This is a genomic window from Enterobacter hormaechei subsp. xiangfangensis (assembly GCF_001729785.1).
GTDB lineage: Bacteria > Pseudomonadota > Gammaproteobacteria > Enterobacterales > Enterobacteriaceae > Enterobacter > Enterobacter hormaechei_C.
Genome location: NZ_CP017183.1, coordinates 3,431,152 through 3,457,538, shown reverse-complemented (window position 1 = coordinate 3,457,538; position 26,387 = coordinate 3,431,152). Strand labels below are relative to the sequence as shown.

The window sequence follows — 26,387 nt, the reverse complement described above, 5'->3', positions numbered from 1 at the left end:
ATCTCAAAACTGACTTGCGAGTCACGTTTGAGATATTTGCTCTTTAAAAATCTGGATCAAGCTGAAAATTGAAACGACACACAGCTCATGTGTGTTCGAGTCTCTCAAATTTTCGCAATCAGAAGTGAAACATCTTCGGGTTGTGAGGTTAAGCGACTAAGCGTACACGGTGGATGCCCTGGCAGTCAGAGGCGATGAAGGACGTGCTAATCTGCGAAAAGCGCCGGCGAGGTGATATGAACCTTTGACCCGGCGATGTCCGAATGGGGAAACCCAGTGTGTTTCGACACACTATCGTTAACTGAATACATAGGTTAACGAGGCGAACCGGGGGAACTGAAACATCTAAGTACCCCGAGGAAAAGAAATCAACCGAGATTCCCCCAGTAGCGGCGAGCGAACGGGGAGCAGCCCGGAGTCTGAATCAGCTTGTGTGTTAGTGGAACGGTCTGGAAAGTCCGACGGTACAGGGTGATAGTCCCGTACACGAAAACACACTTGCTGTGAACTCGAAGAGTAGGGCGGGACACGTGGTATCCTGTCTGAATATGGGGGGACCATCCTCCAAGGCTAAATACTCCTGACTGACCGATAGTGAACCAGTACCGTGAGGGAAAGGCGAAAAGAACCCCGGCGAGGGGAGTGAAAAAGAACCTGAAACCGTGTACGTACAAGCAGTGGGAGCCTCTTTATGGGGTGACTGCGTACCTTTTGTATAATGGGTCAGCGACTTATATTCTGTAGCAAGGTTAACCGTATAGGGGAGCCGAAGGGAAACCGAGTCTTAACTGGGCGTTAAGTTGCAGGGTATAGACCCGAAACCCGGTGATCTAGCCATGGGCAGGTTGAAGGTTGGGTAACACTAACTGGAGGACCGAACCGACTAATGTTGAAAAATTAGCGGATGACCTGTGGCTGGGGGTGAAAGGCCAATCAAACCGGGAGATAGCTGGTTCTCCCCGAAAGCTATTTAGGTAGCGCCTCGTGAACTCATCTTCGGGGGTAGAGCACTGTTTCGGCTAGGGGGCCATCCCGGCTTACCAACCCGATGCAAACTACGAATACCGAAGAATGTTATCACGGGAGACACACGGCGGGTGCTAACGTCCGTCGTGAAGAGGGAAACAACCCAGACCGCCAGCTAAGGTCCCAAAGTCATGGTTAAGTGGGAAACGATGTGGGAAGGCACAGACAGCCAGGATGTTGGCTTAGAAGCAGCCATCATTTAAAGAAAGCGTAATAGCTCACTGGTCGAGTCGGCCTGCGCGGAAGATGTAACGGGGCTAAACCATGCACCGAAGCTGCGGCAGCGACGCTTATGCGTTGTTGGGTAGGGGAGCGTTCTGTAAGCCGTTGAAGGTGTGCTGTGAGGCATGCTGGAGGTATCAGAAGTGCGAATGCTGACATAAGTAACGATAAAGCGGGTGAAAAGCCCGCTCGCCGGAAGACCAAGGGTTCCTGTCCAACGTTAATCGGGGCAGGGTGAGTCGACCCCTAAGGCGAGGCCGAAAGGCGTAGTCGATGGGAAACAGGTTAATATTCCTGTACTTGGTGTTACTGCGAAGGGGGGACGGAGAAGGCTATGTCAGCCGGGCGACGGTTGTCCCGGTTTAAGCATGTAGGCGGAGGTTCCAGGTAAATCCGGTACCTTTTAACGCTGAGGTGTGATGACGAGGCACTACGGTGCTGAAGTGATAAATGCCCTGCTTCCAGGAAAAGCCTCTAAGCATCAGGTAACACGAAATCGTACCCCAAACCGACACAGGTGGTCAGGTAGAGAATACCAAGGCGCTTGAGAGAACTCGGGTGAAGGAACTAGGCAAAATGGTGCCGTAACTTCGGGAGAAGGCACGCTGATAGGTAGGTGAAGTCCCTGCGGACGGAGCTGAAATCAGTCGAAGATACCAGCTGGCTGCAACTGTTTATTAAAAACACAGCACTGTGCAAACACGAAAGTGGACGTATACGGTGTGACGCCTGCCCGGTGCCGGAAGGTTAATTGATGGGGTTAGCGGCAACGCGAAGCTCTTGATCGAAGCCCCGGTAAACGGCGGCCGTAACTATAACGGTCCTAAGGTAGCGAAATTCCTTGTCGGGTAAGTTCCGACCTGCACGAATGGCGTAATGATGGCCAGGCTGTCTCCACCCGAGACTCAGTGAAATTGAACTCGCTGTGAAGATGCAGTGTACCCGCGGCAAGACGGAAAGACCCCGTGAACCTTTACTATAGCTTGACACTGAACACTGGTCCTTGATGTGTAGGATAGGTGGGAGGCTTTGAAGCGTGGACGCCAGTCTGCGTGGAGCCGTCCTTGAAATACCACCCTTTAATGGCTGGTGTTCTAACGTAGACCCGTGATCCGGGTTGCGGACAGTGTCTGGTGGGTAGTTTGACTGGGGCGGTCTCCTCCCAAAGAGTAACGGAGGAGCACGAAGGTTGGCTAATCCTGGTCGGACATCAGGAGGTTAGTGCAATGGCATAAGCCAGCTTGACTGCGAGCGTGACGGCGCGAGCAGGTGCGAAAGCAGGTCATAGTGATCCGGTGGTTCTGAATGGAAGGGCCATCGCTCAACGGATAAAAGGTACTCCGGGGATAACAGGCTGATACCGCCCAAGAGTTCATATCGACGGCGGTGTTTGGCACCTCGATGTCGGCTCATCACATCCTGGGGCTGAAGTAGGTCCCAAGGGTATGGCTGTTCGCCATTTAAAGTGGTACGCGAGCTGGGTTTAGAACGTCGTGAGACAGTTCGGTCCCTATCTGCCGTGGGCGCTGGAGAATTGAGGGGGGCTGCTCCTAGTACGAGAGGACCGGAGTGGACGCATCACTGGTGTTCGGGTTGTCATGCCAATGGCACTGCCCGGTAGCTAAATGCGGAAGAGATAAGTGCTGAAAGCATCTAAGCACGAAACTTGCCCCGAGATGAGTTCTCCCTGAGACTTTAAGTCTCCTGAAGGAACGTTGAAGACGACGACGTTGATAGGTCGGGTGTGTAAGCGCAGCGATGCGTTGAGCTAACCGATACTAATGAACCGTGAGGCTTAACCTTACAACGCCGAAGATGTTTTGGCGAAGAGACGAAATTTTCAGCTTAGATTCAGAGTCCGAAGGATTTTGCGCTGAGACAAGGCGGCAAACGAAGGAAAGGAAGGAGCATACTGAGGTATGTGACTGACTTTACGAGAGCAGCCAACGCAGTATCAGTGCGAAAGACACAGGACAGAGCACAAGAATTTGCCTGGCGGCTGTAGCGCGGTGGTCCCACCTGACCCCATGCCGAACTCAGAAGTGAAACGCCGTAGCGCCGATGGTAGTGTGGGGTCTCCCCATGTGAGAGTAGGGAACTGCCAGGCATCAAACAAGAAAAACCCCGTACCGTAAGGTACGGGGTTTTTTGCTTTGGGCGCGGAAAACATGCCGGATGGCGGCTTCCCCTTATCCGGCCTACAATTGTTAAAACAATTTTAACAATGGTGCCGCTTTGACTCGTCCCTTTGATTATCAACAAGATTTTGCCAATATTAATTTTCGCGAACATCCCGAACGGTATCAGGTGGGCCGGGGTGAGCAGGGCGTATTGATGGTCGAGCCTTATAAAAGCGAAATCCTTCCACACTGGCGTTATAAAAATGCTGAAGTCGCAGCGCGTTCGGCAGAAGAGATCTACGCCCTCTTTGAAGAGTACCGCAGGAATAACGATTTTGTAGGTATGGATATGGCGCGTAAATTCATACAGATGGGATACACCCGTGCCCGGCGATACGCCAATCATAAAGGCGGAAAAAAGTATGATGAGAAGCGCCAGGTCAAACCCCTCGATCACGATCCAGTAAAAGCAGAGGCCGCTGCGGTATTCAAAACGTGGTGGGATAAAATTCGTGCCGATGAAGATTATTTGCAGCGAAAAAAGGCTCACCAGCAAGCGTGGGGATAATTACTACGTCCGCTAATAATTCGATACCTGATCGAGTTCACAAAATCCAATGAAACATATTGGAAACATTTTATTTACCTAACGATTCGTTTTAAATCCGGTTTTACTGTTTGTGGGCAATGGCCCGCAATGTGAGACAGGGGATTTTAAAATGACAGAAACCGTAGCCAGTGCAGATACGGATAATACCAGTTTAGCAGGCAAGGATACTCGCCGTCGGGTTTGGGCAATTGTTGGAGCCTCATCGGGGAACCTTGTAGAGTGGTTTGATTTTTACGTCTATTCATTCTGTTCACTCTACTTTGCGCATATCTTTTTCCCATCAGGGAACACCACAACGCAGCTTCTGCAAACCGCAGGCGTTTTTGCCGCCGGGTTCCTGATGCGTCCCATTGGCGGATGGCTGTTCGGCAGGATCGCGGACAGGAAAGGGCGCAAGACATCCATGCTCATCTCTGTGTGCCTGATGTGCGTCGGCTCGCTGGTGATTGCCTGCTTGCCCGGATATGACACAATCGGAACATGGGCACCGGCGTTGCTGTTGCTGGCACGTCTGTTCCAGGGGCTGTCAGTGGGTGGCGAATACGGCACCAGCGCGACATACATGAGCGAAGTGGCTGTTGAAGGGCGCAAAGGTTTCTATGCATCATTCCAGTATGTAACCCTCATTGGCGGACAGCTACTGGCGTTACTGGTTGTGGTGATCCTTCAACAAATCCTTAGCGATGAAGATTTACGCGCCTGGGGCTGGCGCATACCGTTTGCCCTGGGGGCCGCCCTGGCGGTTGTGGCGCTGTGGTTACGCCGTCAGCTTGATGAAACCTCCCAGCAGGAGGTCAGGGCGCTGAAAGAAGCCGGTTCGATGAAAGGGTTGTGGCGTAACCGCAAAGCATTTTTGATGGTATTAGGCTTTACCGCCGCAGGCTCGCTAAGCTTCTATACCTTCACCACCTATATGCAAAAATATCTGGTCAACACGACGGGCATGCATGCTAACGTTGCGAGTGTCGTCATGACGGTGGCGTTACTGGTCTTTATGCTCATCCAGCCGATTGTTGGCGCGCTGTCGGACAAAATAGGTCGCCGCACCTCCATGCTGATTTTTGGTGGCATGCTCACCCTGGGGACTGTTCCGCTTTTGACGGCGCTACAGCATACAACCTCTCCGTATGCCGCTTTCGCTTTGATTATGGTGGCACTTATTATTATTAGTTTTTACACGGCAATCAGTGGCATTTTGAAAGCGGAAATGTTTCCCGCACAGGTGAGGGCGCTGGGCGTAGGCCTCTCTTATGCGGTCGCTAACGCCCTGTTTGGCGGATCAGCAGAATATGTCGCGCTATCCCTAAAGTCATGGGGCAGTGAAACGACCTTCTTCTGGTATGTCACCATCATGGGGGCGCTGGCGTTTATTGTCTCCCTGATGCTGCATCGTAAAGGAAAAGGGATCCGCCTTTAATAATGCGCCATCTGCCAGACGGCGTAGCCGGTTGTTGCCCCGGCTACGTCCCAGGCAAAATCTTTCCAGCTCCAGCCGCTTCCCGAGGGGCGGCTATCCCAAAGTTCTTTTGATGCCCCCAGGCTGATGGAGAACATCAGGCCCATTGTGGCACTTCGATCCCGGCTATACCCCTGGTGCAGCGCATACTCATTACCCGCAGCGGACAACATTGCAGACGCCAGAAAGTGTTGAGCTTTATCCTGACCCGACCAGTTATCATTAGCCATATGGCTGCAACCGGTCAGGAAAAGAGGGATTATCAGGAAAGGCGTACGCATTAACAGACTCCATAAAAAAGCCCCGTCGATGACAGGGCTCGTGTATTACAGAATGCGGCTGATGAGGCGGTCGATACGGATCCGACGTAGACGGCGAATCAGCTTGCGAACTTTCACCGGATAATCAGCGATGCTTTGCAGATCGCGATAATGACGAACCACGGTGGTATGCGTGCGTATAAGCTCCAGCTCACGATCGCGTTTCGCGGCTAACGCATGCTGAGGATCATGAATAAGGATGGCGTTTTCCAGATCCAGACGCCAGGCGCGTGGGTTCAGGTTATTACCGGTCAGCAGCATCCACTCGTCATCCACCCACATCCCTTTGAGGTGATAGCTGTTGTCTTCATCTTTCCAGAGACGCACAACCAGCTGGTCCGTGTTCACATAGTACTGTAAACGGCTCAGGAAGCGGCGCAGGTTAATCTCATAGAGATAAGGCAGTGCGCCGATGATCTTGAAAGGCTGATCTTCCGGAATGAAAAAGTCATTTGCCGTTTTATCCCCGACAATGATTTCCACCTTTTTACCATCACGCAACAGCTGAATGATATTACGCACCAGAACGGCGGGAAGGTTGAAGTACGGGGTGCAGATGGTGAGCTTATGCTCAGCGCAGGGCATCAAATGAAAGATGGTCTTGTTCAGCAGGCTGGATTTTCCCAGGCCTACCAGAGGCGTAACGGACAGTTCTTCATTACTGGCATCACCCTGAAAACGATAAACCGCATCGCGCAGTTCCTGGCGGAAGGAGCGAACGTCGTTTTTGATTTCCGGGCTTTTCGGGCGATGAGGATCGTCAAGACGGTGCACACCCCGACCATGAACCAGGTTTTTATCAACCCAGTTGAACATGATGTCAGCCATCTGCGGATTGCGGATCAGATGGTAGCGATCGTAGCGGTATTTATCGAGCTGATGGAGATACACATCATTCAGGCTGGCGCCGCTATAAAGGACGCTGTCATCAATGATAAATCCTTTAAAATGAAGAACGCCAAGCGCTTCACGGGTATTCACCGGTACGCCATACACCGGGATATCAATACCCGGATTTTCCTGGGCCGTGCGGCAATACCAGTCAGCATTGGTATTCGAGGCAGCCGCACCAATACGGCCACGCTGAGCACGGTGCCAGTCAACCAGCACGCGAACATCCAGTTCCGGACGCTGACGTTTCGCTTCATAGAGCGCGTTCAGGATCGCACGCCCACCTTCATCTTGTTCAAGATAGAGCGCCACAATGCAAATACGTCGCGTAGCGCTGGCAATCTTTTCAAGAAGCGTCTCCCGGAAATGAGCGGGAGCATAAAAGAACTCTACATCATCAACTGACTGAGAAATCTTCGGTAGTTGAGCAAGGTGTTGTTGATGTTTATTACGCTTAAATTTTGACAACATCACAGTGCGTTTCTTCTCTGTTCATTGAAGGGTTGTCTGTACCAGGCAAACAACATAAGCGGACAATGATACCCCAGTGCCGGTAAAAGTGGGTAACATTTCCAGCAGCTTACTCTTGTTTATCCGTCGAAGTCAGGCTGAGGGACAGAGAGACAATGCCTTCATCCAGCTGGATATCAACGTCAAAACCGAGCTTCCGCGCCAGGGTCACCATACCCCGATTGTTTGGCATAGTAATGCCATTCAGGCGTGACAATCCGTGATCGCGCGTATAACCAATGAGTTTTTCGAGCAGCCGTCTGCCCAACCCCAAACCCTTAAGATCGGAACGCACCAGTACGGCAAACTCCGCATCCACGTTATCCGGGTCGGAAATAGCGCGCGTCACGCCGAGGATCTCCTCTCCCGCTCCGGAACGGCGGACCGCCACAATCGCCATTTCTCGATCGTAGTCGATCTGGGTCATATTGGCTAAATCGTCGTGGGTAAATTCATTGATTTCGCTGAAATAGCGATAGTACAAATCTTCCTTCGTCACCTGCGAGATGAACGCCCGCAGCAGCGGCTCGTCTTCCGGCAGGATAGGGCGAAACAGCGCCCGCTCCCCATTTTTCATCTCCACCCACTCTTCCAGATGAAGAGGATAAGGACGAATGGCGAGACGGCTTTCCGGGTCACCGATATAGGGCGCAATATCCAGCGTCACGTCCAGGGCGGTAAATTCATTTCCGGAGGCAAGAAGGGGGTGAATATCCAGGCGCTGGATCTCCGCACAGTCAACAATGAGGTTGGAGACCTTCACCAGAAACTGGCTTAACCCGGCGATATCAAGCGGCCGCAGAGCGCTTCTCCCGCGGATTTTTTTGCTTTTGATGGCCTGAATAATTAAATAACGCGCCAGGTTCATGTTCAGAGGGGGAAGCGCGACAACCGCCTGTTCTTCTGGCCGCCACTCAACGCCGCCATCACCCAGCATAATGAGCGGGCCAAAAACCGGATCGTGTTCGACAACCACGCGCAGCTCCTGCGCACCCGCACGGTTGGCCATGCTCTGCACCAGCAGGCCGTGGATCCTGGCCTGTGGCCACGTCATTTTTACGCGATCGATAATGGCATCCGCGGCCTGTTGTACTTCTGTCGCGGTGCGCAGATACAGCATGACGCCCTGCACATCCGATTTGTGCGGAATATCGGGAGAGCGCAGCTTCAGCGCGACCGGATAACCAATCTGCTCAGCAATATGTACCGCCTCAGCGCTGTCGCCGGCAATCCAGGTGGGCAGGGTTTGCATTCCATAACTGCCAAGAATGGGTTGTACCTCATGTGTGTCAAGGGAAGTGGCGCCCTCTTCGATGGCCTGCTGCAATAGCCTGTGCACATCCACCGAATTTGCGGTGAGATTGCCCGGCAGGGCAGGCGTTTCACGCAGCTGCTTCTGGTTGCGGCGGTATTCAACCATATGCATAAACGCGGTAATGGTGCCCTCTGGGGTACGGTAGGTTGGCAACCCGGCTTCACTAAACAGACGCCGTGCCTCCTGCGAGGAGAATTCGCCGCACCAGTTGGTCAGCAGGGTAACGTATTTACCGCGGGGATGGTTTCGGACCGCCTCAATCAGCGCACGCGCACTTTCGCTGCCTGGCGCAACCGCGCTGGGCGAATGGATAATCATCAGCGCATCAAAGTCCTGGCTATCCAGCAAAATCGTGATCGCCTTAATGTAACGATCGCTGCTGGCATCATCGCGCAAATCGAGGGGATTATCGGGAACAACGCTTCCCGGTAACGCATCCCGCAGGCGCTGGAGCGTCTCTTCACCCAGCGTGGCCAGCTTGCCGTTGCGTAGCCAGAGCTCGTCCAGCGCCAGGGCGGCGGGAGCTGCACCGTTGCTGACAATCATCAGCTTTTCACCGCGCAGGGGGCGCATGTGGCTTAACGTTTCGACGGCGGAAAAAAGCTCGTGCGTATCCTGTACCCGCAATAAACCGGCGCGCTGGATCGCTGCATCCCATGCGGGATCCATCCCGGAACGGGAATGTAGCAGGCGCTGAGCCGCGGGGCTGCGCCCGCTTTTGATGACCAGAATCGGTTTATTACGTGATGCGCTACGCGACGCCGACACAAAACGACGGGCGTCGCTCAGGTGTTCAAGGTAGAGCAGGATAGCGCTGGTTTTGCTGTCACGCGCCAGGAAATCCAACAGCTCATCGACGTCAATGTCCAGGCTGTCGCCGAGGGCAATGAAATAGGAAAAGCCCATCTCACGCTGCTGCGCCCAGTCGAGGATGGTATTGGATACCGCTGCCGACTGTGAAATAAAGGCCAGTTTGCCTTTACGGATCGGAACCGGGGAAAAACTGGCATTCAGCCCTTGCCAGGGCGCAAGCAGACCGAGGCTATTTGGACCAAGAATGCGCATCTGGTAGCGGCTGGCGCAGGCCAGCAGTTCGGGCTGCTGTTCAGGAGGCGAGGAAAGAATAATGCAGGTTTTACAGCCTTTCTGACCGAGCGACTCAAGCAATTCGAGGTTTCGTTTCGCATGCGTACAGAGCACGGCGAGGTCGGGAACAAACGGTAAACTTTGCACGTCCGGCCACGCCAGCACCCCCTGTACCGCCTTATAAGCGGGCGTAACGGGCATGACCGGGCCGTTAAACCCGCCAGCCAGCAGATTGCGCATCATCAGATACCCTGCGCGGTCCGGTTTCATCGAGGCGCCAATAACGGCAATGGATTTCGGACGGAGTAGCGCTTCTAACCCTCTCTGGCTCATGCAGGCCTCCTGTGAATGCAAGCGACCTGATGATTTTAAACGCTTTCTGCCTCAGTTGCTGTGACGCTACCCTTATGAACGGTTTTTCCCGCAAGATAACGTTCGCGGAAGCAGGAGAAGTGACTGCCCAGCGCGCCGGCCGCCTGGGTATCGCCCGCCAGATCCAGTAGCGCTATGGCGACTTCAGCGGTGCAATATTGACCGTCGGCATGCGCTTCACGCAAGCGATAGGCCGAAACACGCGACAGATCGACGGAAATCACCGGCAGCGCATCAAGATAAGGGCTTTTGCGAAACATCTTTCTTGCTTCGGTCCAGGTGCCGTCGAGCATAATAAACAGCGGCGGCTTACCGGATGGTGGCGCCGTAAGTACCTGACGTTGTTCGCCTGCATATGATGCCGGGAAAACGACCATGGGCTGATAGTCCGGGCTTGCCACCAGGTCGAGCAGAGCCTGAGGTGGCTCAGTGCGCGACCACTGAAACGCTGCGGTGTTGGGTAGAATATCGGCGATCAAACGCCCTGTGTTGCTGGGCTTCATCGGTTCGGTATCGAACATGACCAGACAAAAGCGGCTTTTCGCCTCGCTCGGCGCAAGCGTTTCGCACAGACACACTTTCAGCGGTAAAAGGCAGCGCTGGCAGCGGCGAATACGATTGCCTCGGGCCAGAAAAGGGCGGGTGGCGCGCGCAAGGCGCTCGGCGCGTAATTGAAGTACAGCGTTATCAGTCATGGGCGAAAAGGCAGGAAAAACCCCATTTTCGCAGAGGAGAGAACGGGGCACAAGATATGCCCCGCGAATGTTACAGGGATTCGTTTAACCAGCTGTCGAAAGGCGCTTTTGGTACTGCACCATTGAGCATGTCGATCACTTCACCATTTTTGAAAATCATAATGGTTGGAATGCTGCGAATGCGAAAACGGGCGCTGAGTTCACGTTCCGCTTCGGTATTCACTTTGACAAAACGCATTTTCCCGCTGCGCTCTTCAGCCACGTCTTCGAAGATGGGCGCAAAGTTACGGCAGGGGCCGCACCACGGTGCCCAGAAATCGACCACAACAGGCAGATCGTCCTTGAGGAGTTTGTCCAGCGTAGCACCCGTCGCGTTAATGACATCGCCATCAAATAATTCGTGGCCACAACGCCCGCATTTCGCACCGTCATCCATCCGATCGTCCGGAATGCGGTTTAAAGCCTGACAGTTGGCACATACGGTATTCATAACTAACCTCTGATAGAGCCGTGGAACAACGGCAGAACGCCGATAATGTTTCTGATATGTTACATATTATCAGTGAGCCTGTATGAAACGACAACGCGTTTTATTCAATGGGAACAATAGTCACAGGCTTTTGTACGAAATTATGGCTATGAGCTTGCACATCGGGTAATCTGCGCGCTTCGCGCAGCGCTGGTGGAGAAAAGCATGAACGACGAAATGAAAAACAAAAGCGGCAAGGTCAAAGTGATGTATGTCCGCAGTGATGATGACTCTGATAAACGCACCCAAAATCCGCGTACCGGAAAAGGTGGCGGGCGTCCGGCGTCTTCTCGTGCAGACGGTGGCCGTCGCCCCGCCCGCGATGACAGAAATAACCGCGGCGATGACCGCAAACGTGATGACCGTAAGCGTGACGATCGCAAACGCGATGATTTTGTCCGCGACGGTGGATCGCCATGGCGTACCGTTTCTCGCGCGCCCGGTGAAGAGACGACCGAAAAAGCCGATCACGGCGGTATCAGCGGAAAAAGCTTTATCGATCCGGAAGTGCTGCGTCGTCAGCGTGCGGAAGAGACCCGTGTCTACGGTGAGAACGCCTGTCAGGCCCTGTTCCAGAGCCGCCCGGAGTGTATCGTTCGTGCATGGTTTATCCAGAGCGTGACCCCGCGCTTTAAAGAAGCGCTGCGCTGGATGGCGGCGAACCGCAAAGCCTACCACGTGGTTGACGATGCCGAGTTGACAAAAGCGTCCGGTACAGAACACCACGGCGGCGTCTGCTTCCTGATCAAAAAACGTAACGGCACTACCGTGCAGCAGTGGGTTAGCCAGGCGGATGCCGATGACTGCGTGCTGGCGCTGGAAGATGTGGGTAACCCGCATAACCTGGGCGCTATGATGCGTAGCTGCGCGCACTTTGGCGTAAAAGGCGTTCTGTTGCAGGATGCCGCGCTGCTGGAATCCGGTGCGGCGATTCGTACCGCGGAAGGTGGTGCAGAGCACGTTCAGCCGATCACCGGCGACAGCGTGCTGGAAGCCCTTGAACAATTCCGTAACGCGGGCTACACCATTGTCACCACCTCAAGCCGTGCCGCTACGCCGTTGTTTAAAGCGACGTTGCCGCGCAAAATGGTGCTGGTGTTAGGTCAGGAGCGCGATGGTCTGTCTGATGCGGCACTCTCCAGCGCTGACCTGAGCGTCTCTATCGACGGCACTGGCAACGTTGAAAGCCTGAACGTATCCGTTGCGACCGGCGTGCTGCTGGCGGAATGGTGGCGTCAGAACAAGGCATAAGCCTTTTATGTGCCGGGCCTGACCCGGCACATTCAAACCCTACTCGCTCTCTGCCGGTAACACAGGCATCCAGTCAATCGGCTTTTCGCCACGCTTTTCCAGCCACTCATTCGTCAGAACAAAATGATTACTGCCAAAGAAACCACGATGCGCAGACAGCGGCGACGGGTGCGGCGCCTTCAGCACGTGATGACGCTGACGATCGATAATCGCCCCTTTCTTTTGAGCATGCGAACCCCAGAGTAAAAACACGACGCCTTCACGATGCTCATTGATCAGGCTGATAACCTTATCGGTAAAGGTTTCCCATCCCAGACTGGCGTGGGAGTGTGCCTGACCCGCCCGGACAGTTAATACTGTATTCAGCAACAGCACGCCCTGGCGCGCCCAGCTTTCCAGATAACCGTGATTAGGACGGGTGAAACCCGGAATCGTTCCTTCCAGCTCTTTATACATATTCAGCAGAGAAGGTGGGATGGCCACGCCCGGACGCACGGAAAATGCCAGTCCGTGAGCCTGCCCGGGGCCGTGGTACGGATCCTGCCCCAGGATAACCACCTTTACATCGCTCAGTTCGGTGTAGCGGAAGGCGTTAAACACATCTTTCTGCGGCGGATAAATTGTCTGGCCGGCCTGCCGTTCAGCCGCAACGGTACTGAGGGTATTTATAAAATAGGGCTGCTGCTTCTCTTCAGCCAGCACGTCATGCCAGGTTAAAGGTGTTGTCATCTCGCTCTCCTGCGAATCTCATTCTGTGTCTAGCTTACCTGTTAAACCCCAACGAGCAAAATTACCCGCGGAAAAGCAGGCTAAGTGACTCAATTTATGTTGAAAACCAGGCAGGATAAGTTGAATTGGTAAACCTTTAAAATTGATCTAAAACAAAAAATACAGACCACACTCTTTGTGTGGTTGGTGGTTTTGTTGATTTAAATCAATAAATCACCCGGGTCTGAATGTTATATATACACACAACAAACAATGGTTTTACCAATTGGCCGCAAAAGGCCAGCATCAGTTAATGTAGCCTAAGGGAGGCAACACATGATTACAGGTATCCAGATTACTAAAGCTGCAAATGACGATCTGCTGAACTCTTTCTGGCTGCTGGACAGCGAGAAAAACGAAGCGCGCTGTGTAGTAGCGAAAGCAGGTTTTGCGGAAGACGAAATCGTTCCGGTGAGCAAACTGGGCGAAATTGAATACCGTGAAATTCCAATGCAAGTGCAGCCAGAAGTACGCGTGGAAGGTGGTCAGCACCTGAACGTTAACGTCCTGCGTCGCGAAACGCTGATGGATGCCGTTGAGCACCCGGAAAAATACCCGCAGCTGACCATCCGTGTGTCTGGCTATGCGGTGCGTTTCAACTCTCTGACCCCGGAACAGCAGCGCGACGTTATCGCGCGTACCTTTACTGAAAGCCTGTAAGGTTTCAGCTTTGGGGGTGGAATAAAAAAGCCGGGAATGTCCCGGCTTTTTTTACTCTTCCGTTTTTGTCTCTGACGCAGCAGAGCTTGGCTTACGGCGCTTACCAATATTTTTGGTATCGCGGTGGCGCTGTTTAACGCGCGGCTTCTCTTTTTCTTTCTCTTTTCTCTCAGCACGTTTCGCGAGCGCTTTCTTGGACGGTTTACCCGTCATTTTTTCACTCGGCGCACGTGTGGTCGGACGAAGTCCGTCAATCACGCGAGCTTTCAGCGGCTCCTCAACGTAGCGGCCAATTTTCTGTAGCAGCAAATGGTCGTGCGCTTCTACCAGAGAGATAGCAATACCTTTGCGGCCCGCACGGCCGGTACGACCAATACGGTGCAGGTAAGTATCACCGCTGCGCGGCATATCAAAGTTGATCACGTGGCTCACGTCCGGGATGTCGATCCCGCGCGCGGCAACGTCGGTGGCAACCAGCACATTCACGCGGCCATCGGTCAGGCGCTTAATCCCTTCGGTACGCTTAACCTGCGCCATTTCACCTTCGAGATAGCAGTTGTTGATACCGGCATTGCGCAGCATTTCTGCCAGTTCATGCACGCGCTCACGTTTGCGTACGAATACGATGGTACGGGTTGCCTCTTCCTGCTTCAGCAGGTGTTTCAACAACTCAACCTTATGCTCAAGGTTATCTGCGCGGTAGTACCACTGGTGGATCTTCTTACGCTCACGGGTCGATGGCGTAGCGGACACTTCCACCGGATCTTCCAGCAGACGTTCGGCGAAATCTTTAATGGCATCCCCTTCAAGGGTTGCCGAGAACAGCATTGTCTGGTTACGCCAGCGCGTTTCACCCGCGATGTGTTCGATATCCTGGGCAAAGCCCATGTCCAGCATGCGGTCAGCTTCATCGAGAATCAGCGTTTCCACTGCGCGGCAGTCGAAGTTCTCTTCTTTTATGTATTGCAGCAGACGGCCTGTCGTCGCGACAACGATATCCTGGTTTTCGCTGAACACTTCGGCGTGGTTCATATACGCTACGCCGCCGGTGATGGTCGCGATATCCAGATGGGTGTTCGCCGCCAGCTCACGCGCGTGTTCGGCAACCTGCATCGCCAGTTCACGGGTCGGGGTCAGGATCAAAATGCGCGGCGGGCCTGATTTTTTACGCGGAAAGTCGAGCAAATGCTGCAACACAGGCAGCAAGTAGGCTGCTGTCTTCCCCGTGCCGGTTGGCGCAGAACCGAGCACATCGCGGCCCTCAAGCGCAGGCGGAATGGCCGCGGCCTGAATGGCGGTCGGGCGTGTAAAGCCTTTGCTCTCAAGGGCATTGAGCAGGCTTTCATCGAGTTCAAGTTCGGAAAAAGTCGTTACAGTCATGTTCTACCTCTGTGTGGGGCGCTGATTATAGACGTTACGGCTGTAATCTTCATCTGTTTGTATGGATATCGCTTTTCGACCACTTCGCTTTCCCCTATGCTACTCCAGTTTCACTCAGAAGGTTGCCCTGACATGTCTCAACTCAAAGCGCAGTTGCGCCGCGATGGTTTTACGTTTAAACAGTTTTTTGTGGCGCACGATCGTTGTGCGATGAAAGTCGGTACAGACGGTATTTTACTGGGGGCATGGGCTCCTGTCGCAGGTGTAAAACGCATTCTGGATATTGGTACGGGCAGCGGACTTCAGGCGCTGATGCTGGCGCAGCGAACGGAAGAACACGTCACGATCGATGCCGTTGAGCTTGATCCTCAGGCGGCCCGGCAGGCAAGTGAAAACGCTGCCGACTCTCCGTGGGCAGAACGCATCAGGGTAGAATGCGCCGATGTCCTGACCTGGGCGCCGGAGCAGACCGCGCGTTACGATTTGATTGTCAGCAATCCGCCGTATTTCACGCCAGGCGTGGAATGTGGCACGCCGGAACGCGAGCAGGCACGTTACACCGGCTCGCTCGATCACAAGGCGCTACTGACCAGTGCGGCGGAGCTCATCTCGGAAGAGGGATTTTTCTGCGTGGTCTTGCCTGAAAGCACGGGTAATACCTTCATTGAGATCGCACATGAGATCGGCTGGAATCTGCGTCTTCGTACCGATATTTCGGATACGGAAGGACGCTTACCGCACCGCGTGTTGCTGGCACTCTCGCCGAAAGAGGGCGAGTGCTTTATCGACAGGATGGTCATTCGTGGGCCAGACCAGCGTTATTCCGAAGATTACACAGCTCTGACCCAGGCCTTTTATCTGTTTATGTGAACCTGCGGCGTCAACACCGACGGCCCGGACGTTTCAAGCGGTTCGGGATAGTCCAGCGTATAATGCAGGCCACGGCTCTCTTTGCGCATCATTGCACAGCGCACAATCAGCTCGGCAACCTGCACAAGGTTGCGCAGCTCCAGCAGATTATTAGAAACGCGGAAGTTGGCGTAATATTCATCGATTTCCTGCTGCAACATCATGATGCGGCGTAACGCGCGTTCCAGACGCTTCGTTGTACGTACAATCCCGACATAATCCCACATGAAAAGCCGCAGCTCGTGCCAGTTATGCTGGATTACCACCAGTTCGTCCGGGTTTTCTACCCGACTTTCATCCCATGCCGGCAAGTGTGTTGTCGGACGTGCATAGGGCATGCGTTTGGTAATATCTTCCGCAGCCGACCACCCATACACCAGACACTCCAGCAGCGAGTTTGAGGCCATGCGATTCGCACCATGCAGGCCGGTATAGCTGACCTCGCCGATCGCATACAAACCATCCACGTCGGTACGACCATGATCGTCAACCATCACCCCGCCACAGGTATAGTGGGCGGCAGGTACAATCGGCACCGGATCGCGGGTTAGATCAATACCCAGACTCAGCAGCTTTTCATAAATCATCGGGAAGTGCTGGCGAATAAAGTCTGCCGGTTTATGGCTAATGTCCAGATACATACAGTCCACGCCAAGCCGCTTCATCTCGTGGTCAATGGCGCGGGCCACGATATCCCGCGGTGCCAGTTCACCTCGGGGGTCGAAGTCCGGCATAAACCTGGAACCGTCCGGACGCTTCAGATACGCGCCTTCGCCACGCAACGCTTCAGTTAACAGGAAGTTACGCGCCTGCGGGTGGAACAGGGCGGTAGGATGGAACTGATTAAACTCCAGATTCGCCACGCGGCAACCTGCGCGCCAGGCCATGGCGATACCGTCTCCGGAGGCGATATCCGGGTTAGTCGTGTACTGGTAAACCTTGGAGGCGCCGCCGGTGGCCAGCACAACGGCTTTTGCCAGGCAGGTTTCCACCTTCTCTTTATTCCGATTCCACACCCATGCGCCGACAACACGGCGCGTGCCGGGCAGGCCAATTTTATCGGAAATAATCAGGTCGACGGCGTTGCTGCGCTCCAGTACCCGAATATTGGGATGGCTGAGGGCTTTGCTGACCAGCGTGGTTTCAACCGCTTTTCCGGTTGCATCAGCAGCGTGCAGAATACGGCGGTGGCTGTGCCCGCCTTCACGGGTCAGGTGATAGCTCTCTTCACCATTAGGCTGAACCTGCGTATCAAACAGCACGCCCTGATCGATAAGCCATTGCACGCAGTGGCGGGCATTGCTGGCGACAAACTCTGCGGCATGCTCATCCACGATCCCAGCACCGGCAATCAGGGTGTCTTCTACGTGCGAGGCAATGCTATCCGTTTCATCAAACACCGCGGCAATACCGCCTTGTGCATAGAAGGTGGAACCTTCGCTCATCGGCCCTTTACTCAGCACGATTACGTTCTGATGTTCCGCCAGGCGCAGTGCGAGGGAGAGGCCGGCAGCACCGCTGCCAATGATCAGTACATCACAATGAAGTTCAGGCGTCGTGTTCATGATGTTTGTTTAATTTACTAAACATGGTGTGGGGAGAATAGCATTGCGATGCGAGATATCGCACGTTTTTTTTGAGGTGTGTTGCAATGACTAAACGGAATCCCGGAGGTTAAATCTGCGCTAAATGGCCGGAAATATTTTGCGAAGCAGATCGTTAGCTTCAGATTTTGTGGTGAAATAAAGCCTGTGTTGCGTTACTCTTCTGACGATAAAGTTAATGATTCTTGTCAGAAAGCGGGTGCGTATCGTGAACAGACTTATAATGAGAGAAAATGAATGGTCTGCGGCGCGATGAACAAAAACAAAGGCGTTACGGAACTTATTGAAGAACAGACACTCTAATTCGGTGCTTGCTCAAAGTGCAATGTTGTTAGAGTGGCGTTTCGATAACGCGTGGAATTTGGTTTGGGGAGACATTACCTCGGATGAGCGAGCAGTTAACGGACCAGGTCCTGGTTGAACGGGTCCAGAAGGGAGATCAGAAAGCTTTTAACCTACTGGTGGTGCGCTACCAGCATAAGGTAGCGAGTCTGGTTTCCCGCTATGTACCGTCAGGCGATGTTCCTGATGTTGTACAAGAGTCTTTTATTAAGGCCTATCGCGCGCTGGATTCATTCCGGGGGGATAGTGCTTTTTATACCTGGCTGTATCGTATTGCAGTCAATACGGCTAAGAATTATTTGGTTGCTCAGGGCCGGCGTCCGCCTTCAAGTGATGTTGACGCTATCGACGCAGAAAACTTCGAAAGTGGCGGCGCGCTGAAAGAAATTTCGAACCCTGAGAACTTAATGTTGTCAGAAGAACTGAGACAAATCGTTTTTCGCACGATCGAGTCGCTCCCGGAAGATTTACGCATGGCAATTACGTTACGGGAGCTGGATGGCCTAAGCTATGAAGAGATAGCCGCCATCATGGATTGTCCGGTCGGCACGGTTCGTTCACGAATTTTCCGTGCGCGAGAAGCCATTGATAATAAAGTTCAACCGCTTATCAGGCGTTGACGATAGCGGGATACTGGAAAAGGTATTAGGCATGCAGAAAGAAAAACTTTCCGCTTTAATGGATGGTGAAACGCTGGATAATGAGCTGCTCGATGAGTTGTCTCATTCTCCCGAAATGCAACAGACCTGGGAGAGCTATCATCTTATCCGCGACACGCTGCGCGGTGATACCAGTGAGGTTCTCCATTTCGATATCTCAGCACGCGTTATGGCGGCCATTGAGAACGAACCTGTTCATCAGACCACGCCGCTGATTCCTGAAGCGCAGCCTGCACCTCACCAGTGGCAGAAAATGCCGTTCTGGCACAAGGTGCGTCCATGGGCCAGCCAGCTCACCCAGATGGGGGTCGCTGCGTGCGTATCGCTTGCAGTTATCGTTGGGGTCCAGCACTATAACACTCAGTCTGAAGCCAATCAGCAACCTGAAGCGCCAGTGTTTAATACGCTGCCGATGATGGGTAAAGCCAGCCCGGTTAGCCTGGGCGTACCGGCAGATGCCTCCGCAAGCGGCGGACAGCAACAGCAGGTACAGGAGCAGCGCCGTCGCATTAATGCGATGTTGCAGGATTACGAGTTGCAGCGCCGTCTGCACTCCGAGCAGCTTCAGTTTGAGCAGGCCCAAACCCAGCAGGCTGCTGTGCAGGTGCCAGGAAACCAAACTTTAGGAACGCAATCGCAGTAATGAAGCAACTTTGGTTCGCCATGTCTTTGATGGCGGGTAGCCTGTTCTTCTCTGCTAACGCCTCGGCTGATGTTTCATCCGGGGCGTTGTTGCAGCAAATGAATCTGGCCAGCCAGTCACTCAATTACGAGTTGGCATTTATCAGCATCAATAAGCAGGGTGTCGAATCGTTACGCTATCGCCACGCCCGCCTTGATAACCAGCCGCTCGCCCAGCTTTTACAGATGGATGGCCCGCGTCGGGAAGTGGTCCAGCGTGGGAACGAAATCAGCTATTTCGAGCCTGGCCTTGAGCCGTTTACGCTCAATGGTGACTACATCGTTGACTCCCTGCCGTCGCTCATTTACACCGATTTTAAACGTCTCGCCCCCTACTATGATTTTATCTCGGTGGGGCGAACGCGTATTGCCGACAGGCTGTGCGAAGTGATCCGCGTTGTTGCGCGGGATGGGACGCGTTACAGCTATATCGTCTGGATTGACGCAGAGACGAAGCTGCCGATGCGCGTTGATCTGCTCGATCGCGACGGTGAAACGCTGGAGCAGTTCCGTGTGATCTCCTTTGACGTAAACAGTCAGGTCGGCAACAGCATGCAGAATCTGGCCAAAGCCAGCCTGCCGCCTTTGCTTTCCGTGCCTGCCGGCGATTCTGTCAATTTTAACTGGGTACCATCCTGGATCCCGCAAGGGTTCAGCGAAGTTTCCAGCAGTCGTCGCCAGCTGCCTACTATCGAAACTCCGGTTGAGTCGCGACTCTATTCCGATGGGCTGTTTAGCTTCTCGGTGAATATTAATCGCGCTACGGCGAACAGTTCCGAACAGATGCTCCGTACCGGTCGCCGGACGGTCAGCACGACGGTGCGCGATAATGCGGAAATTACCATTGTCGGTGAATTACCGCCGCCAACGGCAAAACGTATTTCAGACAGCATTAAATTCAGGGCTGCGCAATGATTAAAGAGTGGGCCACGGTCGTATCCTGGCAGGATGGCGTAGCGCTTGTTAGCTGTGACGTTCAAGCATCATGCAGCAGTTGCGCTTCGCGAGCCGGTTGCGGCAGCCGCGTGTTGAATAAGCTGGGGCCGCAAACGTCGCACACTATTACTGTGCCGAGCGCTCAGCCGCTGGTGGCAGGGCAAAAAGTGGAGCTCGGCATCGCTGAAGGTAGCCTGCTCACTTCCGCCATGCTGGTTTACCTTTCTCCGCTCGCAGGCCTGTTCGTGATGGGCGGGGTTTTCCAGATGCTGTTCGGCACAGATTTGGCCGCCATGTGCGGGGCCGCGTTGGGCGGCGTGGGCGGGTTCTGGCTTGCTAAAGGCGTTTCCCCAAGGCTTGCCGCCCGGGAAGCGTGGCAGCCTGTCATCCTCAGCGTTGCACTGGCACCCGACCAACTTCGTGTTGAGACGCTCTCTTCTGAGGCCCGGTGATCTGCCGGGCTTTATTATTATTTACATCGCCATAAAGAAAACGCCGTCTCTTCGCGCTATACCTGGCTCTAAGTGCAGTTCCAGCTGACGAGGATGTAGTGTAGAATGCTGCGTTTTCGCACTGAAAAACGTCAGGCTAAGAACAGCGGCCTCCAGGAATTCGTAAGGCATAATTATTTAACTATATGAAGAACATACGTAACTTTTCGATCATTGCTCACATCGATAATTGATACCCCGCCAGCCTTCGCAAACCTCCGACAAAAACGCCTCAAGATCCCCATCAAATCAGCCTTTCCAAAAATTATACTGTTTGCATGTACAGTCAACCTACGACATCATAAGTCATGGTTTTTGTGTCCACCAGTGCGTCCATATTCTATGATGGACACATAACCTCCCGTTCTGATGGACACACGCAGGGACAAATCATGGCTATTTCAGATAGTTATCTAAAGTCGTGCCTTGGGCGCGAACGAGACAAAGTTGAAGAAAAGGCAGACCGTGATGGTCTGTGGGTACGCATCTCCAAAAAGGGGGCCGTTACTTTTTTCTACCGATTCCGCTTCCTGGGCAAACAGGACAAGATGACGATCGGCAGCTATCCGGAGTTCGGATTAAAAGCCGCGCGCGATGAAGTCGCAAAGTGGGCAGCTATTCTTGCCCGTGGCGAAAACCCTCGGATCAGGCAAAGCCTCGATAAAGCCAAGATTAACAGCCAGTACACCTTCGAAGAGCTGTTCCGTGAATGGCACTCAATGGTCTGCATTCAGAAAGAATCAGCCGGGCAGGTCCTCCGCTCGTTTGAACTGCACGTTTTCCCCAAGCTCGGGAAATACCCTGCGCATCAGCTCACGCTACACAACTGGCTCACTGTCCTGGACAGATTGGCCCAGGGTTACAGCGAGATCACCCGGCGCGTGATCAGCAACGGCCGACAGTGTTATTCCTGGGCAGTGAAACGGCAACTGCTGGAAGTTAACCCGCTGTCAGAAATGTCTGGGCGTGATTTCGGCATCCAGAAACAAATGGGTGAGCGAACCCTGGACCGTAAAGAACTGGCGATTGTCTGGCGAGCCATTGAGGATTCCCGCCTCATTGAGCGAAACAAGATCCTCTATAAATTGTCTCTGATATGGGCGTGCAGGGTTGGCGAACTCCGGCAGGCTGAAGTCGCACACTTTGATTTTGAAGAAGGGATCTGGACTGTTCCATGGGAAAACCACAAGACAGGGCGGAAGACAAAGAAACCGATAATTCGACCTATCATCCCGGAAATGCTCCCGCTGATAAAACGGGCCATTGAGCTGGCGCCAGGACGCTTTGTTTTTTCAAAATATGAAGACAAGCCGATGAGTGAAGGCTTCCATATGAGCATCAGCAGTAACCTGGTTAAGTTCATGCTCAAGGCCTATAACGAGCAGGTCCCACACTTTACTATTCATGATCTGCGCAGGACTGCGCGAACGAATTTCTCAGAGCTAACCGAGCCGCATATCGCCGAAATAATGCTTGGCCACAAACTGCCTGGTGTGTGGTCAGTGTACGACAAGCACACCTATGTTGAGGAAATGAGAGTGGCATATGGTAAGTGGTGGGCCCGACTTATGAGCATCGTCGAGCCCGACATTCTGGAGTTCACGCCGCGTCAGGTCGGGTGAGACGGCCTTTATCATCACGGGTTAGGTTCAGGTGAGACATCGGCTTACGGGTTGATCGTGACATCTCTTTAATCTGCCAGGCGGTGACTTTGGTTCTGAGCCATTTATTGGGTCCACCCATGTAAGCGCAATCTGGCTCAGGGAAAGGGTTCTCGTTTGGGGCTCTTTTCCTGTAGCGTTCGAGCGTACGTGAGGAAATACACAGCTGCCCGCAGATGTCTTTAGTGCTCATCAGCTCAAATTTATTCGTTGCTTTGCTCATCTTCGTTCTCCAAGGGCCCCAACCGGGGCCGTTTGATAATTCTTTATCAGGACGCCTGGCCGGGAAGGGCACGCAAGCGGCGCATGCCTGTCATTGCCGTGGCCACATAGCTCGCCTTGCGGTTCACCACCTCCACCCAGACCTTCACGCCTTCAACCTTCACCGTATACGTCTCTTTCATCTTGCTGCGCCCATAGTCGCCGTATCTTTGCTGGTGAGCAGCCAGCGCGATTTCGCATGCCTGACGCGCTAACGGGGATTGCTGACTACCACGATTAATTAGTCGCATGCTCATCTCCTTCGATACGGTTAAACTCGACCACCCAGACCCAAGGATTTCTATCCCATTCACCAGAGCCGTAAATGGAATCCCAGAGCGTAGCGAATGATCCCCTGGCGCTTAGCTGATGCTGCGTCCAGCCCGGCTGGTAATGTTTCCAAAAACCTTCACGCAATCGGGCAACACCTTCTGATCGGGCCTCCTCTTCGCTGATGCTCTTTAACTGCTCGACCCGAACGCCGGTAATCTCCAGCGTGATGCGGGACGCCCAGCGCGGCATGTGGATTGACGGGCGCCAGCCACAATGCAGATTGTCGTCAGCGTCAAAAAACTCAGGAGCTGGCTTTCCATCAGCTTTGTAGACACAAAATTCTGGCTTTTTGAATTTCGAAGAATCTTCCTGATAGGCTTCCATTTGCTCGAAATCAAAGAGAGGCCCTTGGAAGGTCTCCCGCACCCATATGCGATCGCCTGGTACTCCGTACGTGCAGCATTCCCTGATTAGTTCGGGAACATCTTCCGGGTAACAACCGATAAACTTCTTCCCGATCTGAATGAATTTTGAAATTGGGTCTCTTCCGACCGTGCAGTCCTTAATAATCCTACGTGTCTGGGTCTTACGGCCGTCGAGGATGGCGCGCACCATCTCGCCGTTAAAAATCATCCCACGTTCAATAATTTTCGTCATATCGTTACTGGGAGGGCGGACCCTCCCGCCTCCCTTAGTCCACGTATTCCGGTTTCATATCCGCCAGGGTGATGCTGAACTGATCGTGCAGCTCGTCGCCTAGGTGACGCTTTGAAGATGCGAGCACACGCTCGGCTTCCGTGAACCGCTCTATCGCGTCCGGTTCTTCCGGAGAAGGTAGGGAGTTGATAGCCGCCTCAACCTTGTTACGTGCATCGACCAGGTAGTACCGCTTAACGGCTTTGTTTTTCAGCTCGGTGAACAGTGCGGATCCAAGCGTCGCTTTAGCGGTTTCGATGTCGGCACGGACCGCTTTGGCGCTATCTACGTCCTGAGCGGCTTCAATGCGGTCGCGGAAATCCTTGGCCAGAGTGTCGATATTTTCTGAAGACTGATGCGTATTCTGTGGGCTAGATACGTTGTCCGCAGCAATTTCAGCCATGCTCATTCGCTGCGGCGCCGGATTTATTTCTTTCTCAGTGCGCTGCTCAACTTCGTCCGGACTATAGACGCCGAGGATGACTTCAGGGCAATACAGGCGAGCCCAGTACTTCACCGCCAGATAAGCGATCTGTTGCTTAGGATTGGAAACCCAGAGCGGTGAGTTGCGAGTGACAATTCCTGAAAGGTAAACAGGTTCACCCCAGGTGATTTCAGATTCACCTCGCAAAATGGCGCCAACCTGTACAAATAAGCCGTTTTCATCTTCATCATTCCAGCCACGGATGCGTTCTGTGACAGTGTATTCCCCGTTTTTCCCATGCTTTTTACGCTGAATCTCTTTCGTTTTTGCGCATCGCTCCCATTCGCCGCCGTAGCGGTAGTGGAAGCGTCCGCGAATAGCGCTTGAACTGGCAATCACAGCGTTGATCAGTTGAGCTTCATATCCCAGTACGCCGTTAACCAGATGTGTTTTTTGCGCCACTGCGTAAGGATTCATACCCCATTGCATAGCCTGCATGACAATCGCCATGCAATCGGCAGGCTTCCCTGCCAGGTGTGCAGGAACAGTAACCTGAGAGTCAGCCATCAGGTTTGCAAAGGCGGTAAGCTGCCCAAGAGCCTGCACATTGAAAATTGCATTGCTGGCAGAGATTGTGTTTGGAGCCTGCTGCTCAGCAGTTACGATATTCATGTTTTCCATCATCATTCCCCTTATGCCTGAGTACGCAGCGCTTCGAGGCGGCGCTGGTCGAAGTCGTTCAGTTCGTCGGTGTAGTCGGCAGTGATAGGTGCTGGCCATTCACCTGTGTCGAATCCGGTTGCGATAGCGCGCATCGCTTTACGGTATTCCAGTGCTATTGAGCAACGTATGTTAAAGCAACTAATAACCTGCCTTATTCGGCAGGTTTTTTTATGTCCAAAGCCTTCTATTTTTAACATTTTGTGCTCTTAACAGGTTGATCATTCTGAGTTTGCGGGTTACTGTATAAAAACACAGTATGTGCAAAGGAGGCCACCATGAAAATTGAGTTAACCATTGATCGCACAAAGAAACTTCCAGATGGAGCAATGCCAGCGCTGGAAAAAGAACTGCTAAAACGGCTGCGGAATCAGTTCGAGGATTGCAGTCTGGTTGTTCGTCGTGCTGGTTCGGATGGGTTAAGCGTTTATGGTGGGGCAAAGGAAGCGAAGAAGACGGTTGAAGGTATCCTTCAGGAAACCTGGGAAAGTGCAGACGACTGGTTCTATTAAGGGTGTACTCAGGGGTAGCGCGCATTTTTAGAATACCGCAATTTGCGAATCCCTTTGATGCTGCTGCCGACAATTTCTAATCGCGTCTGTATGTCGCTCAGGGGGATTCCGTGGAGGGTGTAGTTCAGTCAGATCTGCGAGTGACCATAACCGATGGGAAAGGAAGGGAGTTGCTGTCCTTCAAGTTGGGGGCGGAAGAGCGCTATATAATTTCCACCAAAGATTGCTCCATAACTCACAGAAAACTAAGCAGGGATGATCATTACTGGTCCAAAGAAACCATTATGGAAGTTGTAAGGGAAATGGCTTCTAAAAATTGACTTGTCACTACGTACGCAATCATAATTCTTGAGCTGGCCTGAACAACCAGCAACCTGACCGCGATGCGCCACGGAGTGAACACCATGGCGCAGTTACAACTCATTAAGCAGTCCTCAGGGATCCTGATCCCGGCTACGCCGGAGACCAGCGATTTGCTGCAATCAAAAATCAAGCTCGGCGCCGTGCTGGTGGCCGACTTCAAACAGGTACGCAATCCTGCGTTTCATCGTCGCTTCTTCGCTCTGCTGAATCTGGGCTTCGAATACTGGGAGCCTACCGGCGGCGCAATCTCCTCCAACGAGCGCAAGCTGGTTACCGGCTACGCTAAATTCCTGGCTTCCTATGGCGGAAACGAAGGCGCACTGCTCGATGCCGCTGAGCACTATCTTGAGCAGGTTGCGAGCCGCCGCGTAACAAACGGGATCAGCCTCTGTAAATCCTTCGATGCATACCGCGCCTGGGTGACTATTCAGGCCGGGCATCATGACGCTATCAAACTTCCGGATGGCACACTTCAGAAGCACCCACGCAGTATTTCATTCGCCAACATGGACGAAATTGAGATCCAGCAGCTGTACAAGGCCGCGCTTGATGTCCTCTGGCGCTGGATATTATCCAAGGCATTCAGGGACCAGCGCGAGGCGGAGAACGCCGCTGCGCAACTCATGAGCTTCGCGGGGTGACGG

The 26,387-nt window shown here is 53.3% G+C and carries 24 protein-coding genes, 2 rRNA genes and 1 pseudogene; 14 read left to right on the top strand and 13 right to left on the bottom strand.

Annotated features, from left to right (window positions below; genetic code table 11):
- The first annotated feature begins 146 nt into the window (after positions 1 to 146).
- The 4 genes from BFV63_RS16495 to BFV63_RS16480 all read left to right on the top strand — a co-directional run bounded on the left by BFV63_RS16495 (position 147) and on the right by BFV63_RS16480 (position 5,395).
- Positions 147 to 3,051: ribosomal RNA gene (locus BFV63_RS16495) — 23S ribosomal RNA — on the top strand.
- 188 nt (positions 3,052 to 3,239) lie between these two features.
- Positions 3,240 to 3,355 (top strand): 5S ribosomal RNA (rrf, locus tag BFV63_RS16490).
- A 128-nt stretch (positions 3,356 to 3,483) separates the two neighbouring features.
- A complete protein-coding gene (locus tag BFV63_RS16485) occupies positions 3,484 to 3,936 on the top strand; it encodes a DUF4385 domain-containing protein (RefSeq protein ID WP_006811623.1) in 453 nt (150 codons plus the stop codon).
- 151 nt (positions 3,937 to 4,087) lie between these two features.
- Positions 4,088 to 5,395 carry an MFS family transporter gene (locus tag BFV63_RS16480; protein WP_048240394.1) on the top strand — a complete coding sequence of 436 codons (1,308 nt, stop codon included), beginning with the start codon at positions 4,088 to 4,090 and terminating at the stop codon, positions 5,393 to 5,395.
- Here BFV63_RS16480 and BFV63_RS16475 read toward each other — a convergent pair.
- From BFV63_RS16475 to trxC, 5 genes are all read right to left on the bottom strand, one after another.
- On the bottom strand, positions 5,392 to 5,715 hold the full coding sequence (locus tag BFV63_RS16475) for a YfiM family lipoprotein (protein WP_003860739.1): 324 nt from the start codon (positions 5,713 to 5,715) through the stop codon (positions 5,392 to 5,394). The genes BFV63_RS16480 and BFV63_RS16475 overlap by 4 nt on opposite strands.
- Before the next feature lie 45 nt (positions 5,716 to 5,760).
- Positions 5,761 to 7,116, bottom strand: a complete 1,356-nt coding sequence (gene pssA / locus BFV63_RS16470) for a CDP-diacylglycerol--serine O-phosphatidyltransferase (protein WP_026094276.1) — start codon at positions 7,114 to 7,116, stop codon at positions 5,761 to 5,763.
- A gap of 109 nt (positions 7,117 to 7,225) precedes the next feature.
- On the bottom strand, positions 7,226 to 9,889 hold the full coding sequence (locus BFV63_RS16465; protein ID WP_048240395.1) for a bifunctional acetate--CoA ligase family protein/GNAT family N-acetyltransferase: 2,664 nt from the start codon (positions 9,887 to 9,889) through the stop codon (positions 7,226 to 7,228).
- A 35-nt stretch (positions 9,890 to 9,924) separates the two neighbouring features.
- Positions 9,925 to 10,623 carry a tRNA-uridine aminocarboxypropyltransferase gene (gene tapT, locus BFV63_RS16460; RefSeq protein WP_003860734.1) on the bottom strand — a complete coding sequence of 233 codons (699 nt, stop codon included), beginning with the start codon at positions 10,621 to 10,623 and terminating at the stop codon, positions 9,925 to 9,927.
- A 70-nt stretch (positions 10,624 to 10,693) separates the two neighbouring features.
- Positions 10,694 to 11,113, bottom strand: a complete 420-nt coding sequence (gene trxC, locus BFV63_RS16455; RefSeq protein ID WP_003860733.1) for a thioredoxin TrxC — start codon at positions 11,111 to 11,113, stop codon at positions 10,694 to 10,696.
- Between the two features lie 204 nt (positions 11,114 to 11,317).
- Here trxC and BFV63_RS16450 point away from each other — a divergent pair, with 204 nt between their 5' ends.
- Positions 11,318 to 12,403, top strand: coding sequence for a tRNA/rRNA methyltransferase (locus BFV63_RS16450; protein WP_023314680.1), 1,086 nt, complete (start codon positions 11,318 to 11,320; stop codon positions 12,401 to 12,403).
- Between the two features lie 39 nt (positions 12,404 to 12,442).
- On the opposite strand, the gene ung is transcribed toward BFV63_RS16450, so the two are convergent.
- Entirely contained in the window at positions 12,443 to 13,132 is a 690-nt protein-coding gene (ung, locus tag BFV63_RS16445; protein WP_003860729.1) for a uracil-DNA glycosylase, read from the bottom strand.
- 315 nt (positions 13,133 to 13,447) lie between these two features.
- Between ung and grcA the strand changes: the two genes are divergently transcribed.
- Positions 13,448 to 13,831 carry an autonomous glycyl radical cofactor GrcA gene (grcA, locus tag BFV63_RS16440; protein ID WP_003860727.1) on the top strand — a complete coding sequence of 128 codons (384 nt, stop codon included), beginning with the start codon at positions 13,448 to 13,450 and terminating at the stop codon, positions 13,829 to 13,831.
- Positions 13,832 to 13,882: 51 nt separating this feature from the next.
- Here the strand turns inward: grcA and srmB are convergent, their stop codons facing one another.
- Complete coding sequence (gene srmB / locus BFV63_RS16435) at positions 13,883 to 15,211, bottom strand: ATP-dependent RNA helicase SrmB (RefSeq protein WP_003860725.1); 1,329 nt, start codon at positions 15,209 to 15,211, stop codon at positions 13,883 to 13,885.
- Positions 15,212 to 15,343: 132 nt separating this feature from the next.
- Between srmB and trmN the strand changes: the two genes are divergently transcribed.
- Positions 15,344 to 16,081: a tRNA(1)(Val) (adenine(37)-N(6))-methyltransferase TrmN gene (trmN, locus tag BFV63_RS16430; RefSeq protein WP_003860724.1), complete on the top strand. Its 738-nt coding sequence runs from the start codon at positions 15,344 to 15,346 to the stop codon at positions 16,079 to 16,081.
- Here trmN and nadB read toward each other — a convergent pair.
- Positions 16,066 to 17,685, bottom strand: coding sequence for an L-aspartate oxidase (nadB, locus tag BFV63_RS16425; protein WP_045330529.1), 1,620 nt, complete (start codon positions 17,683 to 17,685; stop codon positions 16,066 to 16,068). The two genes, trmN and nadB, sit on opposite strands and share 16 nt — an antisense overlap.
- 425 nt (positions 17,686 to 18,110) lie before the next feature.
- Between nadB and rpoE the strand changes: the two genes are divergently transcribed.
- From rpoE to BFV63_RS16400, 5 genes are all read left to right on the top strand, one after another.
- Complete coding sequence (rpoE, locus tag BFV63_RS16420; protein WP_006176728.1) at positions 18,111 to 18,686, top strand: RNA polymerase sigma factor RpoE; 576 nt, start codon at positions 18,111 to 18,113, stop codon at positions 18,684 to 18,686.
- 31 nt (positions 18,687 to 18,717) lie between these two features.
- Positions 18,718 to 19,368, top strand: a complete 651-nt coding sequence (gene rseA, locus BFV63_RS16415; RefSeq protein WP_003860719.1) for an anti-sigma-E factor RseA — start codon at positions 18,718 to 18,720, stop codon at positions 19,366 to 19,368.
- Entirely contained in the window at positions 19,368 to 20,321 is a 954-nt protein-coding gene (rseB, locus tag BFV63_RS16410) for a sigma-E factor regulatory protein RseB (RefSeq protein ID WP_003860717.1), read from the top strand. The genes rseA and rseB overlap by 1 nt, the downstream gene beginning before the upstream one ends.
- The gene (gene rseC, locus BFV63_RS16405; RefSeq protein WP_069597573.1) at positions 20,318 to 20,794 is read left to right on the top strand and encodes a SoxR-reducing system protein RseC; all 477 of its coding nucleotides are present in this window, start codon (positions 20,318 to 20,320) and stop codon (positions 20,792 to 20,794) included. The genes rseB and rseC overlap by 4 nt, the downstream gene beginning before the upstream one ends.
- A gap of 431 nt (positions 20,795 to 21,225) precedes the next feature.
- Positions 21,226 to 22,455 carry a tyrosine-type recombinase/integrase gene (locus tag BFV63_RS16400; protein WP_006811608.1) on the top strand — a complete coding sequence of 410 codons (1,230 nt, stop codon included), beginning with the start codon at positions 21,226 to 21,228 and terminating at the stop codon, positions 22,453 to 22,455.
- On the opposite strand, the gene xis is transcribed toward BFV63_RS16400, so the two are convergent.
- The 5 genes and pseudogenes from xis to BFV63_RS23490 all read right to left on the bottom strand — a co-directional run bounded on the left by xis (position 22,433) and on the right by BFV63_RS23490 (position 24,963).
- A complete protein-coding gene (gene xis, locus BFV63_RS16395) occupies positions 22,433 to 22,687 on the bottom strand; it encodes an excisionase Xis (RefSeq protein WP_229692509.1) in 255 nt (84 codons plus the stop codon). The two genes, BFV63_RS16400 and xis, sit on opposite strands and share 23 nt — an antisense overlap.
- 76 nt (positions 22,688 to 22,763) lie before the next feature.
- On the bottom strand, positions 22,764 to 23,006 hold the full coding sequence (locus tag BFV63_RS16390) for a DUF4060 family protein (protein WP_045896629.1): 243 nt from the start codon (positions 23,004 to 23,006) through the stop codon (positions 22,764 to 22,766).
- Positions 22,993 to 23,685, bottom strand: a complete 693-nt coding sequence (locus BFV63_RS16385; protein WP_241866034.1) for a hypothetical protein — start codon at positions 23,683 to 23,685, stop codon at positions 22,993 to 22,995. The genes BFV63_RS16390 and BFV63_RS16385 overlap by 14 nt, the downstream gene beginning before the upstream one ends.
- Positions 23,686 to 23,719: 34 nt before the next feature.
- Positions 23,720 to 24,878: pseudogene (locus BFV63_RS16380) on the bottom strand (RecT family recombinase); the annotation flags it as partial.
- Positions 24,841 to 24,963, bottom strand: coding sequence for a hypothetical protein (locus BFV63_RS23490; protein WP_257785626.1), 123 nt, complete (start codon positions 24,961 to 24,963; stop codon positions 24,841 to 24,843). The gene BFV63_RS23490 and the pseudogene BFV63_RS16380, both read right to left, overlap by 38 nt.
- Before the next feature lie 183 nt (positions 24,964 to 25,146).
- Here BFV63_RS23490 and BFV63_RS16375 point away from each other — a divergent pair, with 183 nt between their 5' ends.
- Both BFV63_RS16375 and BFV63_RS16365 read left to right on the top strand, forming a co-directional pair.
- Positions 25,147 to 25,380: a DinI family protein gene (locus BFV63_RS16375; protein ID WP_045332197.1), complete on the top strand. Its 234-nt coding sequence runs from the start codon at positions 25,147 to 25,149 to the stop codon at positions 25,378 to 25,380.
- Positions 25,381 to 25,784: 404 nt separating this feature from the next.
- On the top strand, positions 25,785 to 26,384 hold the full coding sequence (locus BFV63_RS16365; RefSeq protein ID WP_069597571.1) for a DUF1367 family protein: 600 nt from the start codon (positions 25,785 to 25,787) through the stop codon (positions 26,382 to 26,384).
- The last annotated feature ends 3 nt before the right edge of the window (positions 26,385 to 26,387 follow it).